15 protein-coding genes are annotated in these 15,222 nt (G+C 70.5%); 14 read left to right on the top strand and 1 reads right to left on the bottom strand.

Annotation, left to right across the window (positions count from 1 at the left end):
• Nucleotides 1–78: 78 nt before the first annotated feature.
• The 9 genes from RC2_RS06775 to RC2_RS06735 all read left to right on the top strand — a co-directional run bounded on the left by RC2_RS06775 (nt 79) and on the right by RC2_RS06735 (nt 10,588).
• Nucleotides 79–1,353, top strand: coding sequence for an MFS transporter (locus RC2_RS06775; protein ID WP_245811007.1), 1,275 nt, complete (start codon nt 79–81; stop codon nt 1,351–1,353).
• Between the two features lie 121 nt (nt 1,354–1,474).
• Nucleotides 1,475–2,752, top strand: coding sequence for an NDMA-dependent methanol dehydrogenase (gene mdo / locus RC2_RS06770; protein WP_068151638.1), 1,278 nt, complete (start codon nt 1,475–1,477; stop codon nt 2,750–2,752).
• 14 nt (nt 2,753–2,766) lie between these two features.
• A complete protein-coding gene (locus RC2_RS06765) occupies nt 2,767–3,840 on the top strand; it encodes a MadB family AAA-type ATPase (RefSeq protein ID WP_068151635.1) in 1,074 nt (357 codons plus the stop codon).
• A complete protein-coding gene (gene madC / locus RC2_RS06760) occupies nt 3,837–5,348 on the top strand; it encodes a MadC family VWA domain-containing protein (protein WP_068151630.1) in 1,512 nt (503 codons plus the stop codon). The genes RC2_RS06765 and madC overlap by 4 nt, the downstream gene beginning before the upstream one ends.
• A 56-nt stretch (nt 5,349–5,404) precedes the next feature.
• The gene (locus tag RC2_RS06755; protein ID WP_068151652.1) at nt 5,405–6,628 is read left to right on the top strand and encodes an iron-containing alcohol dehydrogenase; all 1,224 of its coding nucleotides are present in this window, start codon (nt 5,405–5,407) and stop codon (nt 6,626–6,628) included.
• Between the two features lie 10 nt (nt 6,629–6,638).
• Entirely contained in the window at nt 6,639–7,937 is a 1,299-nt protein-coding gene (locus RC2_RS06750; protein WP_072681217.1) for a MadS family sensor histidine kinase, read from the top strand.
• A 13-nt stretch (nt 7,938–7,950) separates the two neighbouring features.
• Nucleotides 7,951–8,583 (top strand): MadR family response regulator transcription factor, encoded by a 633-nt coding sequence (locus RC2_RS06745; RefSeq protein ID WP_072681215.1) that lies wholly within the window; start codon nt 7,951–7,953, stop codon nt 8,581–8,583.
• A gap of 61 nt (nt 8,584–8,644) precedes the next feature.
• Nucleotides 8,645–8,896 carry a hypothetical protein gene (locus RC2_RS06740; RefSeq protein ID WP_072681214.1) on the top strand — a complete coding sequence of 84 codons (252 nt, stop codon included), beginning with the start codon at nt 8,645–8,647 and terminating at the stop codon, nt 8,894–8,896.
• Between the two features lie 18 nt (nt 8,897–8,914).
• Entirely contained in the window at nt 8,915–10,588 is a 1,674-nt protein-coding gene (locus RC2_RS06735) for a DUF222 domain-containing protein (RefSeq protein ID WP_281250858.1), read from the top strand.
• 19 nt (nt 10,589–10,607) lie between these two features.
• Here RC2_RS06735 and mftM read toward each other — a convergent pair whose 3' ends face one another.
• Nucleotides 10,608–11,447, bottom strand: a complete 840-nt coding sequence (gene mftM, locus RC2_RS06730; RefSeq protein ID WP_068153225.1) for a mycofactocin oligosaccharide methyltransferase MftM — start codon at nt 11,445–11,447, stop codon at nt 10,608–10,610.
• Between the two features lie 214 nt (nt 11,448–11,661).
• Between mftM and mftA the strand changes: the two genes are divergently transcribed.
• From mftA to RC2_RS06705, 5 genes are read left to right on the top strand one after another with little or no spacing between them, the layout of a single operon-like run.
• The gene (gene mftA, locus RC2_RS06725) at nt 11,662–11,772 is read left to right on the top strand and encodes a mycofactocin precursor MftA (RefSeq protein WP_068099570.1); all 111 of its coding nucleotides are present in this window, start codon (nt 11,662–11,664) and stop codon (nt 11,770–11,772) included.
• Nucleotides 11,772–12,113 carry a mycofactocin biosynthesis chaperone MftB gene (gene mftB / locus RC2_RS06720; RefSeq protein ID WP_068153222.1) on the top strand — a complete coding sequence of 114 codons (342 nt, stop codon included), beginning with the start codon at nt 11,772–11,774 and terminating at the stop codon, nt 12,111–12,113. The genes mftA and mftB overlap by 1 nt, the downstream gene beginning before the upstream one ends.
• A complete protein-coding gene (gene mftC / locus RC2_RS06715; RefSeq protein WP_072681211.1) occupies nt 12,110–13,390 on the top strand; it encodes a mycofactocin radical SAM maturase in 1,281 nt (426 codons plus the stop codon). The genes mftB and mftC overlap by 4 nt, the downstream gene beginning before the upstream one ends.
• Nucleotides 13,387–14,622: a pre-mycofactocin synthase MftD gene (gene mftD / locus RC2_RS06710; protein ID WP_068153219.1), complete on the top strand. Its 1,236-nt coding sequence runs from the start codon at nt 13,387–13,389 to the stop codon at nt 14,620–14,622. Before mftC ends, mftD begins: the two co-directional genes overlap by 4 nt.
• Before the next feature lie 25 nt (nt 14,623–14,647).
• On the top strand, nt 14,648–15,148 hold the full coding sequence (locus tag RC2_RS06705; RefSeq protein ID WP_082895772.1) for a GNAT family N-acetyltransferase: 501 nt from the start codon (nt 14,648–14,650) through the stop codon (nt 15,146–15,148).
• Nucleotides 15,149–15,222: the final 74 nt, after the last annotated feature.

The following is a 15,222-nucleotide window of genomic DNA, read 5'->3' as shown; positions in this document are numbered from 1 at the left end:
CCGGTCCGGGTCAATCGAGAACCGGACATCTCGTTCGGGTAGGGAATGATGTCGCGGCGCGCAGTGCTGACACCCGACGTGACGACCACCGACCTCGCACCCGCGCCCGACCGCATCTCCCGGCGCACGGCGTTCCGGATCGTCGCCGTCGTGTACTTCACCATCATGGCGTCGAGCAGCGCGCCGTCGCCGCTCTACCCGCTGTACCGGGAGGAGTGGGGCTTCGGCGCCTCCGTTCTCACGGTCGTGTTCGCCGTGTACGCGCTGGCCCTGCTCGCCGCGCTGCTGGTGGTCGGCGGGTTGTCCGACCACATCGGGCGCAAACCCGTGGTCTTCGCGTCGATCGGCCTGCTGGTGGTGGCCCTGATCGTGTTCGCGGTCGCCGACGGAGTGGGGTGGTTGATCGCCGCGCGCATCCTGCAAGGCATCGCGGCCGGCGCCGCCACCGGCGCGTTGACGGCGGCGATCACCGACCTCTCGCCGACGCCGCGCAGCGGTCCGCTGGTGAACAGCCTGGCGCCCGCGATCGGACTCGCCGGCGGCGGTATGGGTGCGGGTCTGCTGGTGCAGTTCGCGCCCTGGCCGACCACGACGGTGTACGTCCTGCTGATCGCGGCGCTCCTCGCGCTGGCCGTCGCGATGGCCACCGTTCCCGAGTCCGCCGTCGCCGCGGGCTTCACCGACCGCCGTCACCTCCGCCGAACCCTCACGCCGACGATGTCGTTGCCCGCGACCATCCGACCGGCGTTCTGGGCCGTCATGCCGTCGCTGGTGGCGACGTGGTCTCTCGGCGGCTTCCACCTCTCGCTGGGGCCGTCGATCATGCGGTCGGAGTTCGGTCTCACCGGCGCCGTCGCGGCCGGCCTCGACATCTTCACCCTCTTCACGGCCGGGGCGGCGGGTGCCGCCGTCGCGTCGCGTCTGGTGACCGATGCGGCACGAGGCCGTCGAGTGATGGCCGCCGGCGCGCTGGTGCTCGTCGTGGGGGTGGGCCTCGACCTCGTGGGCCTCACGACGGGGACGGCGGCCGTCTACTTCGTCGGCACGTCCGTCTCCGGACTCGGCTGGGGTGCGGCGTTTCTGGGGGCCATGCGGGTGATCGGGGCGATCGCGCCGCCCGCCGATCGTGCCGGCGTCTTCTCGACGACGTACGTGCTCAGCTACCTCGCGTTCGGCCTCCCGGCCGTGGTGGCCGGGTTCGTCGTCGGCGCGGTGGGACTGTCGGTCACCGCGACGGTGTACGGCGGGTACGTCATCGCGTGCGCTCTCGGATCGGTGGTGGCGACGCGGGTGTCCGCCCGGCGGGCCAGTCGGGACGTTCGCCCGCTCGGTCCGGACAGGCAGCCCGCCTGACCGATCGGGCAGGAGCGGGTCGGCCACCGGACGGTTTTGCGGCGTAACGCTTCTCGCGGTCTCGCGCAGCACGCAGGGTGATGACAGTCACACCGACTGCCGACACCCGAGGAGACCTCCGATGGCCATCGAGTTGAACCAGATCTGGGACTTCCCCATCAAGGAATTCCACCCGTTTCCCCGCGCCCTGATGGGTGTGGGCGCCCACGACATCATCGGGGTGGAGGCGAAGAACCTGGGGTTCAAGCGCGCCCTGCTGGTGACCACCGGACTCCGCGGGTCCGGCATCATCGAGGAGCTCATCGGCAAGATCGAGTACCAGGGTGTCGAGGTGGTGCTCTTCGACAAGGTGGAGTCGAACCCCAAGGACTACAACGTCATGGACGCCGCGGCGCTGTACCAGAAGGAGAAGTGCGACAGCATCATCTCCGTGGGCGGCGGCTCGAGCCACGACGCCGCGAAGGGCGCCCGCGTGGTCATCGCCCACGACGGCCGCAACATCAACGAGTTCGAGGGCTTCGCCAAGTCTACCAATAAGCAGAACCCGCCCCACATCGCCGTGTCCACCACGGCGGGAACGGGTTCCGAGACGTCGTGGGCCTACGTCATCACCGACACCTCCGACATGGACAAGCCGCACAAGTGGGTGGCGTTCGACGAGGCGTCGATCGTCACCGTCGCGATCGACGATCCGCTGCTGTACTACACCTGCCCCCAGCACTTCACGGCGTACTGCGGGTTCGACGTCCTCGCCCACGGCAGCGAGCCGTTCGTCTCGCGTCTCGACTTCGCACCGTCGCTGGGCAACGCGCTGTACTCGGTCGAGCTCGTGGCCGAGAACCTCCGCGAGGCCGTCTACGAGCCGCGCAATCTGAAGGCCCGCGAGGGAATGATGAACGCGCAGTACATCGCCGGACAGGCCTTCAACTCCGGCGGTCTCGGCATCGTGCACTCGATCTCGCACGCTGTCAGTGCGTTCTTCGACAGCCACCACGGACTCAACAACGCCATCGCCCTGCCGCGGGTGTGGGAGTACAACCTGCCGTCCCGCTACGAGCGGTACGCGCAGCTGGCCGGCGCGATGGGCGTCGACACGCGGAACATGACCACGGTGCAGGCGGCGGACGCCGCCGTGGAGGCGGCGATCCGGTTGTCGCAGGACGTCGGGATCCCCGACAACTTCTCGCAGGTCACCACTCAGCTCTACGACAAGAACCGGATGAACACCGGCAAGTACACCGGTCGCGGTGAGGTGATCACCGGGGACGAGAAGACGGTGCTGGCGATCTCCGAGCACATCCAGGACGACTGGTGCACCCCGGGCAATCCCCGTGAGGTGACGGTGGATTCGATGATCCCGGTCGTCGATCACGCCATCAACTCCGCCTACCGGCGCTGATCGGAGGCTACGAGATGACGACGGTCGGATCCTTCGCGCGGCAGCGGGAGAGCGCGGACCTCACGACGACGGTGGGCGTGCGGGAGGCGCTGGCGACGACGGGGTATGTCGCGAGCGACGAACTCGCCACGGTGGTGCGCCTCGCGATCGCGCTCGATCGCCCGCTGCTGCTCGAGGGTCCGGCCGGCGTCGGCAAGACGGAACTGGCGAAGGCGCTCGCCGCAGCCGGTGGACGACGGCTGGTGCGGTTGCAGTGCTACGAGGGCCTCGACGACAACCGCGCGCTCTACGAGTGGGACTACGCGCGGCAGTTGCTGCACGTGCAGATGCTGCGGGACCGGACGAGCGCCGAGCTCGCGTCGGCGCCGGACCTGGCCGCGGCGTCGGCGATGCTGGCGGACGTGGACTTCGGGTTGTACTCGGAGGCGTTCCTCGCCCCGCGACCTCTGCTCGACGCGATCCTGTCCGAGGACCCGGTGGTGCTGCTGGTCGACGAGGTGGACCGCACCGAGGAGTCGATGGAGGCGCTGCTGCTCGAGGTGTTGGCCGAGAAGCAGGTGACCGTACCGGAGGTCGGGACCTTCACCGCACGGACGGCTCCGTGGGTCGTGTTGACGTCCAACGACACTCGGGAACTGTCGGGCGCTCTGAAGCGGCGGTGTCTGCATCTGACCGTCGACTTCCCGACGGCGGAGATCGAGCGTGAGATCGTGTCGTCCCGCGCGCCCGACGTGGAGGAGGGCGTCATCGCCGACGTGGTGGATCTGGCGCGGTCGCTGCGTGATCTGCCGCTGCGGAAGGCGCCCTCGGTGTCCGAGGTGATCGATGCGGCCCGCGCGGCGATGCTCCTCGGCGACACCGCCTCCGCGGCGACTCGGGAGACGCTGTACTCGGTCCTGCTGAAGTACGCCTCGGATACCGAGCTGGTGCGGGCGCGGGCTATGCCGCCCTCGAAGACGGGGCCGCTTCCGCCCTCGGAGACGGGGCCGACCTCGCGCACGCCGATCGAGCGTCCGACGCCGAGCATCGCGAGTGCGCCGCCGAACTCGACGACGGCTGCGTTCCGGGGTCGGGGCGGACGGTCGTGACCCACCCCGCCGCCCCGGCGCCCGCCGTCGTGCTCGACGTGATCGCCGCCGGCTTCGGACGGGTGCTGCGGCGCCACGGGGTCGCGGCCTCACCGGCCGAGGTGATCGAGGTGCGGCGGGTGCTGGGATTGCTCGGCGCGCGCGATCTCGGCGCGCTACGGTGGGCTCTGCGGGCGACGTGCGCGAAGTATTCCCACGAACGCGAGGCGTTCGACCGAGCCTTCGACGCGATGTTCGCCCCGGCGGTCGGTCTAGTCGACGCCGATGCCCGGCGGCCGTCCGGTGCGGTCACCGCGGACGGGTTGCCGACATCGCTGGACGTGGCGGGGGACCACGCCGACGTCGGCCGTTACGCCGACTACAACGAGCGGGCCGCCGACGTCGGGGAGTTCTTCGACACCCCCGAGAAGGAGAAGGGATTCAACCCGCACAAGGACGACGACGATCCCTCGCTCACGGGCGGCGACTCCGAGGTCTCCGTGGACACCGACGCCGAATCCGGCCGGCGGGGCGTGACGTACACGGTGGAGGTCGATCGGGGCGACAGCGCGACCGTCGGTGAGCTCGCGTCGTCCGACGCCGTGGTCGCGCACGGCGTGCTGAGGTGGGACGACCCGGCAGGAATCCTGGGATGGCTGAACGCCTACGACCCGTCGGCGGTGTACGGCGACACCGCACTCGGCGAGGAACTCACGCGCGCGCAACTCGATCGGCTGGCGGCGGCCGTGGAGGCGTTCGTCGACGCCGTCGCTCAGCAGGGTGTCGACGCTCCGTCGTCGACGGGAGAGCCGGGGGTGCCCACCGACCGCACGGACGTCGTCGCGGCGTCCCGCGAGGTGGTGCGGCGCATGCGGGGCGCGCCTCGGCCGCGTCCCCGCGAGCACGGCGCGGGTCGACTCGATCTGCGGCGGACGGTGCGGGCGGGGATGCGGACAGACGGGGTGCCGTTCCGTCTGATCTCGCGGACCCCGGTGCCGGAGCAGGTCAGGCTGCTCGTGCTGGCGGACGTGTCGTTGTCGGTCCGGCCGATCACGGCGTTCGCGCTGCGCCTCGCGCAGTCTCTGCGCCATCGCGTGTCCCGGTGCACGGTGCTCGCGTTCGTCGATCGGCCCGTCGACGTCACCGACGTGCTCGCGAGCAGCGCCGGCGACGACGCCCTGGCCGCGGTGCTCGCCGCGCCGGAACTCGACCTCGAGGCGTCGAGCGACTACGGACGCGTCTTCGCCGACGTGCTCGCGCACCACGGGTCCGCGGTGACGTCCCGGACCTCGGTGGTGATCGTCGGGGACGGTCGGTGCAATGGCCTGCCGTCCGGCCTTCGCGACCTCGAGACCATTGCCCGGCGCACGCATCGGCTGGCGTGGATCACGCCGGAGGCGGAGCGGTACTGGTCGCAGGCGACGTGTTCGATGGAGGAGTACGCGCAGGTCTGCGACGGTGTGGTGGTGGCCTGCGACGCCCGCCGGCTGGTGGAGCGGGCGGCCGATCTGGGATCCGCGCTGCGGTGATCGACCTGCCCGATCGGGCAGGGGAAACCGTGCCCTCCGGACGTAAGCTGGATCACATGCTCGGCACGACGGACGTCTCCACCGGCCCGACCCCGGCGACCTCGCTCTCCCGCGTCACGGGCGACGGCGCGGGTCGGGTGGTCAAGTTCCACGCGCCGGAGATCGTGTTCGGGGTCGGGTCGACGGGGGAGGTCGCGCACGCCGTGGCGCGGCTGGGCGGCCGGCGGCCGTTCCTGGTCACCGACGTCGGACTGGTCGAGACGGGATGGGTGGACGAGATCGCGCGGGACCTGCGGTCGGCGGGGCTCGACCCCGTCGTGTGGTCCGAACCGACGCCGAATCCCAAGGACCACGAGATCGAGGCGGGCGCGGACGTCTATCGCGACCGCGGGTGCGACGTCCTCGTCGCGGTCGGGGGCGGCAGCGTGATGGACGCGGCCAAGGGTGTGGCGATCCTCGCGGCCAACGACGGGCGCATTCTCGACTACGAAGGTGTGGACCGGGTGGCCGCGCCGATTCCCCCGCTCGTCATGGTGCCCACCACCGCCGGAACCGGTGCGGACGTCTCCCAGTTCTGCATCGTCACCGACACCGGCCGCGGCACCAAGATCACGATCCTCGGTCGCTCGCTGGTGCCCGACATCACGGTGATCGACCCGCGGTTGCTCACCACGATGCCGGAATGGCTGAGTGCCGCAACCGGTCTCGACGCGCTCACGCACGGAATCGAAGCGTTCGTCTCATTGGCGCACAACCCTCTCACCGACGATCACGCACTGCGAGCGGTCACGTTGGTGATCGGCACACTGGCGCGCACCATCGACGATCCCACCTCGCTGCCCATGCGCACCGTCATGGCGCAGGCCAGCCTGGAGGGCGGGTTGGCCTTCACCAACGCGATTCTCGGTGCGGCCCATGCCATGAGCCACCAGGTCGGCGGTCTGCTGGACCTGCCGCACGGTGTCATCAACGGGATCCTGTTGCCGCACGTCATCCGGTTCAACGCCGACGCGGACGGGTCGCCCTACGTTCCGGTGGCGCGGCAACTCGGTCTCGACGAGGCGCGGGGGAGTGCGCGCGAGGCGGCGCTGGCGGTCGCCGATCGGGTGGAGACGTTGGCCCGACAGGTCGGTGTGCCGCGGTCGCTCGGGATCATCGGCGTCCGCGAGGAGGACGTCGATCGTCTCGCCGGCTTCGCGCTGAGGGACGCGTGCATGGCGACCAATCCGCGTCCGGTCACCCACGCCGACGTCGCGGCGTTGTTCCGGCAGGCGTTGTGAGACCGGCGCTGTGATCGGTCCCGAGCCCGTCACCGATCTGTCCCTGCTCACCGGGCTCAGATCGTCGAAAAGCACGTACTACCCGCAGTATCGCGGCGCCGCAGAACGGCTCGAACGCGTCGTGCACGCCCTCGATCTCGTCTCGCGTGCGCTGACCCGCACGGTGGAAGGCCCGGAGACGCTGATCTGCGCGGTCGCCGAAGCGGCACGGGCGCATCTGAACGCCCGCTGGGTGGTGGTCGCGCTGACCGACGCGTCGTTGCCGGGCACCGGGCCTCGTCGGCTCGTCCTCGGACCGGACGCGAGCCCGTTCCTGGTGGGCGAGGTGGAGGGCCCGCCGCTGCCCGACGACGTGCTCGCGTGTCTCGAGGACGTTCGCAGCGCCCGCTTCGCCGCGGAGCAGGTGATCGAACCGCATTACGCGTTCGTGCCCATCGAGTCCGTCGACGGCGCCGTCGGTGCGCTCGCTGCATGGACCGATCCGCGGCGAACGTTGGACGCGACCGACGGTGCCGTCCTCAGCATCCTGGCGTCGCAAACGGCGGTGGCACTGCAGAACTCGGCCACCTTCCAGGACGCGCGACGGACCGCGGCCGATCTCGCCGTGCGCAACGCCGAACTCGAGGCCACGCAGCGTCGCCTCGGGGCGGCGCACCGGCGTCAGGTGCTCGACGAGGAGCGCCATCGCATCGCCCGCGAGCTGCACGACAGCGTGACCCAGGCGGTGCTCTCGGCAGGCATGCAGATCGAGGTGTGTCGCAACGATATTCCCGAGTCGGAACGACGCGAGCGTCTCGATCTGGCAAAGGATCTGACCCGTCGTGCGGTCGAGCAGTTGCGCTCCGCCATCTACTCGTTGGGTCATGCCGGGGACGCGGAGCGATCGTCCTTGCCCGACATGCTCGACCAACTCAGCGTCGTGCACATGCCCGACGAGTTGCAGGTCGTCGTCGACATCGACGGAACACCGGAGGAACTGCCGGGCGACGTCGAGCACGCGATCCTGCGGATCGCCGGCGAGGCCTTGTTCAACGCGGCGGTGCATTCCGATGCGTCGCACGCCGCCCTGGACCTGCGGTACCGGCGGGGCGCGGTGACGCTCGTCGTCTCCGACGACGGCGACGGCGACCCCGCGACCGTGCGCACCGCCATGCGTCTCGCCGAGTCGGGAGACCTCGGTGGCGCCCACCGCGGACTGGTCAACATGGCCACGCGCGCAAGGGAACTCGGCGGTCACGTCGACGTCGGGCGCTCACGGCTCGGCGGTATCGAGGTCGCCGCCACCATCCCGACGGGAGGACAGCGATGACGGGAGGACGGCGATGACGGGCATCATGTTGGTCGACGACCACGCCATTCTGCGGCAGGGACTGCGGTCGGTGCTCGAGCGGGAACCCGACCTGCAGGTCGTGGGAGAGGCGGCGTCGGCTCGGGAGGCGTTGGCCCTGGCGGATCGGTTGGTGCCCGAGGTGGCGTTGCTCGACCTCAAGCTGTCCGCCGGCTCGGACCACGAGGGACTTGCCGTGTGTCGCGCGCTGTCGGCGCGTCACCCGACGATGGGCCTGCTGGTGCTGACGACGTTCCTGGACGAACGCCTGGTGGTCGACGCCGTGCACGCCGGCGCGCGGGGATACGTGGTCAAGGACGTCGACACCACCGAGCTCGTGCGGGCCATTCGCGCGGTGGCGCGAGGCGAATCCGCGTTCGACGCGCGGAGTGCCTCGGCCGTGGTGCGATCGCTCAACGGCGCCGGGGTGCGCGAGGATTCGCTGTCCGAGCGCGAACTCGAGGTGCTGCGGTTGCTCGCGACCGGACTGTCCAACAGCGCCATCGGGTCGGAGCTGTTCATCTCCGCGACCACCGTGAAATTCCATGTCAGCAACATCATGCGCAAGCTGGGTGCGACTCGGCGCGCGGAGGCCGTGCACCTCGCCGGGAAGGGTGGCTTGATCTAGCTGTCCCGGTTTCCGGTTGTCGTCGTGGCGGGTGTCGGTGGGGGTCTCTACAATCGAACACATGAGCGATCGGGGGGTCGGCGCGGTGAGCGCGGCGCAGGCGGGGGGCACGCCGTGGCCTGCGCGTGACCCTGCCGCGCTGGGCCTGCCCGCGTCGTTCGACCTGCCCGTGGTCGATCACCTCGACGCCCTGGCCGACCTCGCTGCCGGCGCGGGATACTTGGAGTGGCGCCGCTACCGGCACGCCGCCGCCCTCCACACCGAGTTGGTGCTACCGGAGGAGGACCGCGACGAGCGGGCGGTCGACGCGTAGGCCCAGTGCGCCGCCCGCATCGCCACGACGCTGTCGGTGTCGCAGTACGTCGCCGAACGACTCCTCGACAACGCCGTCGCCCTGCGGGACCGGCTGCCGCGGGTGTTCGAGTGCCTGCGCGACGGGGTGGTCTCCCCGACTTTCATCCGCACGATCGTCTCCCGCACCGAGTTGATCCACGGCCGGTCGTATCAGGGACTGGTAGACGCCGACATCGCCGACGCCCTGCGTAAGCCGGGGTCGTGGTCCACGGGCCGGGTGCGGGATCTGTGCGATCAGATGGTCTACCGCCGTGATCCCGACGCCGTCCGCGAACGCCGCGAGGAAGCGCTGAAGGGGCGGTGCTTCTTCACCGAGGTCGGACTCGACGGCATGGGGACGGTGGGAGCGACGATGTCCGCCGAACGCGCCGCCATCGTCGCCCGTGTCGTCGAACGCCTCGCTGCGCAAGTGTGCCGACACGACAGTCGCAGCAAGGGTGCGCGGGCATCGGATGCGTTGTTCGCGCTCGTCAAGCACGCCCCGTTCGGGTGCGACTGCGGCCGCACCGAGTGCGCCTTCACGGTGGTCGATGCGGACGAGGTGGCAGCGAACGCAGCACGGATCGTGATCCATGTGGTCACCGACACCACCACCCTCACCGGCCCCGTGCCCGCGAACACCGCCGCCGAGGCCGCGGCAGATCCGGCAGCGCAGCCGGCAGCGTACGCACAGACTCGTGACGCCGACACGACCGCGGCTGCGGCAGAACCGGTGGCTATGGACGAAGCAACGGCCAACCAGGTCACGACCGACGCGGTTGTGGTCGACGTGATCGCAGCGGACGAGGCTACGGCCGACCAGGTCACGACCGACGAGGCTGTCGTCGACAGGATCGCAGCCGACGAGGCTCCGGTCGAGGAGGTCGAGGAGGTCGAGGAGGTCGAGGAGGTCGAGGAGGTCGAGGCGGTCGAGAAGACGGCGACCGACGAGACTTCGGTCGATGGCATTCCCGCTGTCACGGAGTCGACCGGAGCACAGCCCGAGCTGGTCGACGGGGTCGGATTCGTCGCCGGGCTCGGCATCATCTCCGGTGCCCACGTCCGCGACCTCGCCCACGATCCCGACGCGGTCATCCGCCCGCTCGGCGACGCCACCGACAGTCCATTGCCCGCCACCCAACCGGCCGACCCGTACCGGCCGTCCGCGGCACTTGATGCGTACGTTCGCGCCCGCGACCAGTACTGCACCTGGCCCGGCTGCACCAAGCCGGCGTGGGACGGCGACCTCGACCACATCACCGAATACGACCACACCCACCCCGAGCGGGGCGGGCAGACCACTGCGACCGGGCTCGGCGCCAAGTGTCGGTTCCACCACCTACTGAAGACGTTCGGCGACTTCGTCGACGACCAGTACGACGACCCCGACCACCCGGGCCGCGTCATCCGGACGTTCACCATCCCCGAAGGCCGCACCGTCCTCGGCCCGGCGCACACCGGGTTCGACACCCACCCCGGCCTCGACATGATCGTCTTCGGCGACCCGCCCGCCACCCGGCCGCCATCACCCGGCACCGAACCCACCCGCCCTGCCCCACGCACCGAGCAGAAACACGCCCGACGCCGGCAGGAACGGGGCCGAAACCGACTGCGCAACAACCTGGACGGGGTCCGACCACCCGAACCCGACGACGCACCACCCCCGTTCTGACCGGGGCGGCGCCGCGCGGTCACACCGGCGACGCAGCGTCCAGTACCGCCCACCCCCCGTGGTGGGAGAACACCTCGTACGGCCGTCCGGAGCGGGCAGCGAGCGCGGTGACGGCGTCCGCGTCGAAGACTCGGACGTGACCGTGGCACGCCTGTGCCTGGTCCTCGTACGGCACCGCGATCACCACGCGGCGTCGGGCAACGCGTAGTGCTTCGGCGACGATGCGGTCGCCGAGGTCGGCGTCCACGTGCTCGAGCAGATGCAGCGCGGTCACGGTGTCGACGGCGTCGTCGGGCACGGGGACGTCCGCTGCATCGCAGACGAGTGTCTCGACGTCGATGCCGAGGGGTGCCCGCATCGCGTCGAGCAATCGCATCGTGCCGGCGTGGAGGTCGGTGGCGATCACCGGGACACCGCGGGCGGCGAGTCGCAGCGGGAAGAAGCCGAAGCAGGACCCCAGGTCCAGAACCGTTCCCCGCACGAGTGATTCGGCCACCTCGTGCACGGGCGCGAAGTCGGCCGTTCCGTCGAGGAGGTCGCGCAGGGACTGTCGGTAGTAGGTCGCCCAGGCGTCGATCGGATCGTCCACGGTGGAGCGCACCAGGCCGACCATGACGGCCTCGAACTCGTCACGCCCGGCGCCGACCTCCGCGACCCGCGCGGTCACCACTGCCACGAGCGACTCGCGCAACCGGTCGGCAGGCAAGGTGTGGGTGACCACCAGCCGGCCACCCACCCGTCGCACCGTCAGCGACGCCGCACCAGGCATCCCCGACTCGCGCAGCACCATGACCGTGCCGTGTGACCACACTCCCGGCGTGCCGGGGGCGAGGGAGTCGAACGGGGCGAGGGTCGGCATGCGCCGAGCGTAGGTCGCGCACGAGGCCGGCCGGGCCGGATGCGCTCGAACCCTCGGGTGAGCCGGTGAGGCACCTACCCGATCGGGCGGTTCTGCACTGCCGCAACGGGTTCGCTTCACCGCGGACCGCCGCGAGGCGGGCCGCGGCGGGCCTAGCGTCGTCGACCACGGGACGCACTCGACCGTCCCCGCCGCCCGTCCGAGAGGAAGTCCCATGACCGAGAAGAACACCGTCGCCACCACCGAGGACGACACCGCCCGCCCGTTGGTCCAGGAGTCGCTGGTCGAGGACGTGTCCATCGACGGCATGTGCGGCGTGTACTGATGACCGCCGCAGCGTCCCAGACGGCTCCCGCGGGGAGCGTGCTGACAGGTCGGTGGCAACTCGCCCCTCAGGTGGCCGTGCGCCCGGAGCCGTTCGGGGCGCTGCTGTACCACTTCGGCACCCGCCGGCTGTCCTTCCTCAAGACCCGCGGCGTGCTGGCGGTCGTGCGATCGCTGCCCGAGCATCCCGACGTGAGGTCGGCACTGTCCGCGGCGGCGGTGCCGGACGACGCCGTTTCGCAGTATCTGCACGCTCTGACCGCGCTCGCCGAGTCGTCCATGATCGTTCCGGCGCAGCAGGACTCATCGCTTCAGGTCTCACCGAAGGAGGACCTCGCATGACAGCCCCGACAGCCCCGCAACCCGTGGGCCGACTGATCGACCGGTTCGAGCTGGGACTCGATGCCCCCATCTGCCTGACCTGGGAGCTGACCTACGCCTGCAACCTCTCGTGCGTGCATTGCCTGTCGTCCTCCGGCCGGCGCGATCCGCGCGAACTGTCGACGGAGCAGTGCAAGGCCGTCATCGACGAGTTGCAGCGCATGCAGGTGTTCTACGTCAACATCGGCGGGGGCGAACCCACCGTCCGCTCCGACTTCTGGGAACTCGTCGACTACGCCACCGAGCACCAGGTGGGCGTGAAGTTCTCCACCAACGGCGTGCGGATCGACGAGACCGTCGCAGCGCGCCTCGCCGCGTCGGACTACGTCGACGTCCAGATCTCGCTCGACGGCGCCACCGCCGAGGTCAACGACGCGGTCCGCGGGCCGGGCTCGTTCGACATGGCGGTCCGGGCACTGCGCAATCTGAAGGACGCGGGCTTCAGGGACGCGAAGATCTCCGTCGTCGTCACTCGCCACAACGTCGCCCAGCTCGACGACTTCAAGGCCCTCGCCGACACGTACGACGCCACCCTGCGCATCACCCGCCTGCGCCCGTCCGGCCGCGGCGCCGACGTCTGGGACGACCTGCATCCCACCGCGGCCCAGCAGCGCGAACTCTACGACTGGCTGGTCGCCAACGGGGAGGGCGTGCTCACCGGGGATTCCTTCTTCCACCTGTCCGCCTTCGGCGGCACCCTGCCGGGCCTGAACCTGTGCGGCGCAGGCAGAGTGGTGTGCCTGATCGACCCGATCGGCGACGTCTACGCCTGCCCGTTCGCGATCCACGAGAAGTTCCTGGCCGGCAACGTTCTGCGCGACGCCACCGACACCCTCGGCGGCTTCCAGGCCGTCTGGCAGAACTCCGCGTTGTTCCGGGACCTGCGATCTCCGCAGACCGGCGGCGCGTGCAGCTCCTGCGCCCACTTCGATTCGTGCCGCGGCGGGTGCATGGCGGCGAAGTTCTTCACCGGGCTGCCGCTGGACGGCCCGGATCCCGAATGCGTGCAGGGCTACGGCGAATCCGCGCTCGCCGCCGACCGCGGCGAGATACCGAAGTCGTCCGTCGACCATTCCCGCAGCGGTAAGCGATCGACCCCCCGAGCCTCCGTCCCGCTGACGCTGTTGACGCGTCGGGACGGCGCCCCCGCCCTCGGGAAGGCCGGAGGCCGGCCGCCGACAACACTGTGCGACGAGAACCCCCTCGCGGGACTGTCGCGAGAGGAGCGTTCCCGATGAAGCGAATCCGATCTCCCTGGGCTCGGCCCGAGTGGATGGAGACCGTGGCCGAGGCCCAGCGGCGGGCGAAGAAGCGGCTGCCCCCGTCGGTCTATTCGGCGTTGATCGCCGGGTCCGAACGCGGCACGTCGTACGACGACAACCAGAGCGCGTTCGGCGAGTTGGGCTTCGCCCCCCGCGTCGCGGACCACGCCGCGTCCCGCGATCTCGCGACCACGGTTCTGGGACAACAGCTCTCGATGCCGGTGATCATCTCGCCGACGGGGGTGCAGGCGGTGCATCCGGACGGCGAGGTGGCCGTCGCCCGCGCCGCCGCGGCTCGCGGCGTTCCCATGGGACTGTCGTCGTTCGCCTCGAAGCCGATCGAGGACGTCACCGCAGTCCACGGTCAGACCCTGTTCCAGGTCTACTGGTTGGGTAGTCGCGCCGACATGGTCGCGCGTCTCGACCGTGCCCGCGCCGCCGGCGCCGTCGGAGTGATCCTGACGCTGGACTGGTCCTTCTCCTACGGTCGGGACTGGGGCAGCCCCGCGATTCCGGAGCGGATGAACCTCGCCGCGATGGTGAAGTTCGCGCCCGAGGGTCTGCGTCGCCCGGCGTGGTTGCTCGACTTCGCACGCAGTGGCCGCATTCCCGATCTGACGACGCCCAACATCGTCCCGCCGGGTGCACCGCAGACGCCGACGTTCTTCGGCGCCTACGGCATGTGGCAGCAGACGCCGCCGCCGACGTGGGAGGACATCGCCTGGTTGCGACGTCAGTGGGACGGGCCGTTCGTGCTCAAGGGCATCTCGCGCGTCGACGACGCGAAACGTGCCGTGGACGCCGGGTTCTCCGCGATCTCGGTGTCCAACCACGGCGGCAACAACCTCGACGGCACCCCGGCCGCGATCAGGATGCTGCCCGCGATCGCCGACGCCGTCGGCGACGAGATCGAGGTGCTGCTCGACGGCGGGATCCGACGAGGCAGCGACGTCGTCAAGGCCGTCGCCCTCGGTGCCCGAGCCGTCATGATCGGGCGCGCCTACCTGTGGGGCCTCGCCGCCGGCGGTCAGGCCGGCGTCGAGAACGTCCTCGACGTACTGCGCATGGGCATGGACTCGACCCTGCTCGGTCTCGGCAAGGCGTCGGTCCACGATCTGTCGCCGGCCGACGTCGTCGTTCCGGACGGGTTCACGCGCACCCTCGGTGTCGATCCGGCGCGCACCCTGACCGCCGTCGCGATGCCCTAGCGGTGCGGGGTGAGACGATGGGCCGGTGACCGATCGCACCGGGCCCGTCGTCCGCCTCGCCCCCATGGACGCGGATCGCCTGCCCGCCTGGATCGAGGCCGGCAAGGCGGACTACCGCGCCGACCGCATCAGAGCGGGCGAACCGGTGGACCGCGCCACCGACGAGGCCGAGCAGACCTACGCCGCGTGGTTCGCCCACGGCGAGCCGGCCCCCGACCACCTGGTGCGCGACGTCGTGTGGGACGAGACCGTCGTCGGGTCGCTGTGGGTCGGGCCGCAGAGCATCGGACGCACCGACGAGTGGTGGGTGTGGAACGTCGAGATCGCCGAGGAGCACCGCGGCCGCGGGTTCGGTCGACGTGCCATGGAGCTCGCCGAGGACCTGGTGCGTGAGCACGGGGCGACCTCGTTGGGCCTGAACGTCTTCGGCTTCAACAGTGCGGCCCGGCGACTGTACGAGTCGTTGGGTTACGACGTCGCGGCCGTGCGCATGAGCAAGCCGTTGGACGCGGAGCCCCGACCGTGACGGAGGAGGGGCAAGAGGACCCGCGACCCGACGCGGCTCTGCCCGCCGACCCGCGCGAACTCCGGGATGCCTTC

The sequence above is a fragment of the Rhodococcoides corynebacterioides NBRC 14404 genome (assembly GCF_001894765.1).
Classification (GTDB): domain Bacteria; phylum Actinomycetota; class Actinomycetes; order Mycobacteriales; family Mycobacteriaceae; genus Rhodococcoides; species Rhodococcoides corynebacterioides.
Note: the sequence above shows the minus strand (reverse complement) of the source record. Positions and strands in the feature narration are given on the sequence as shown.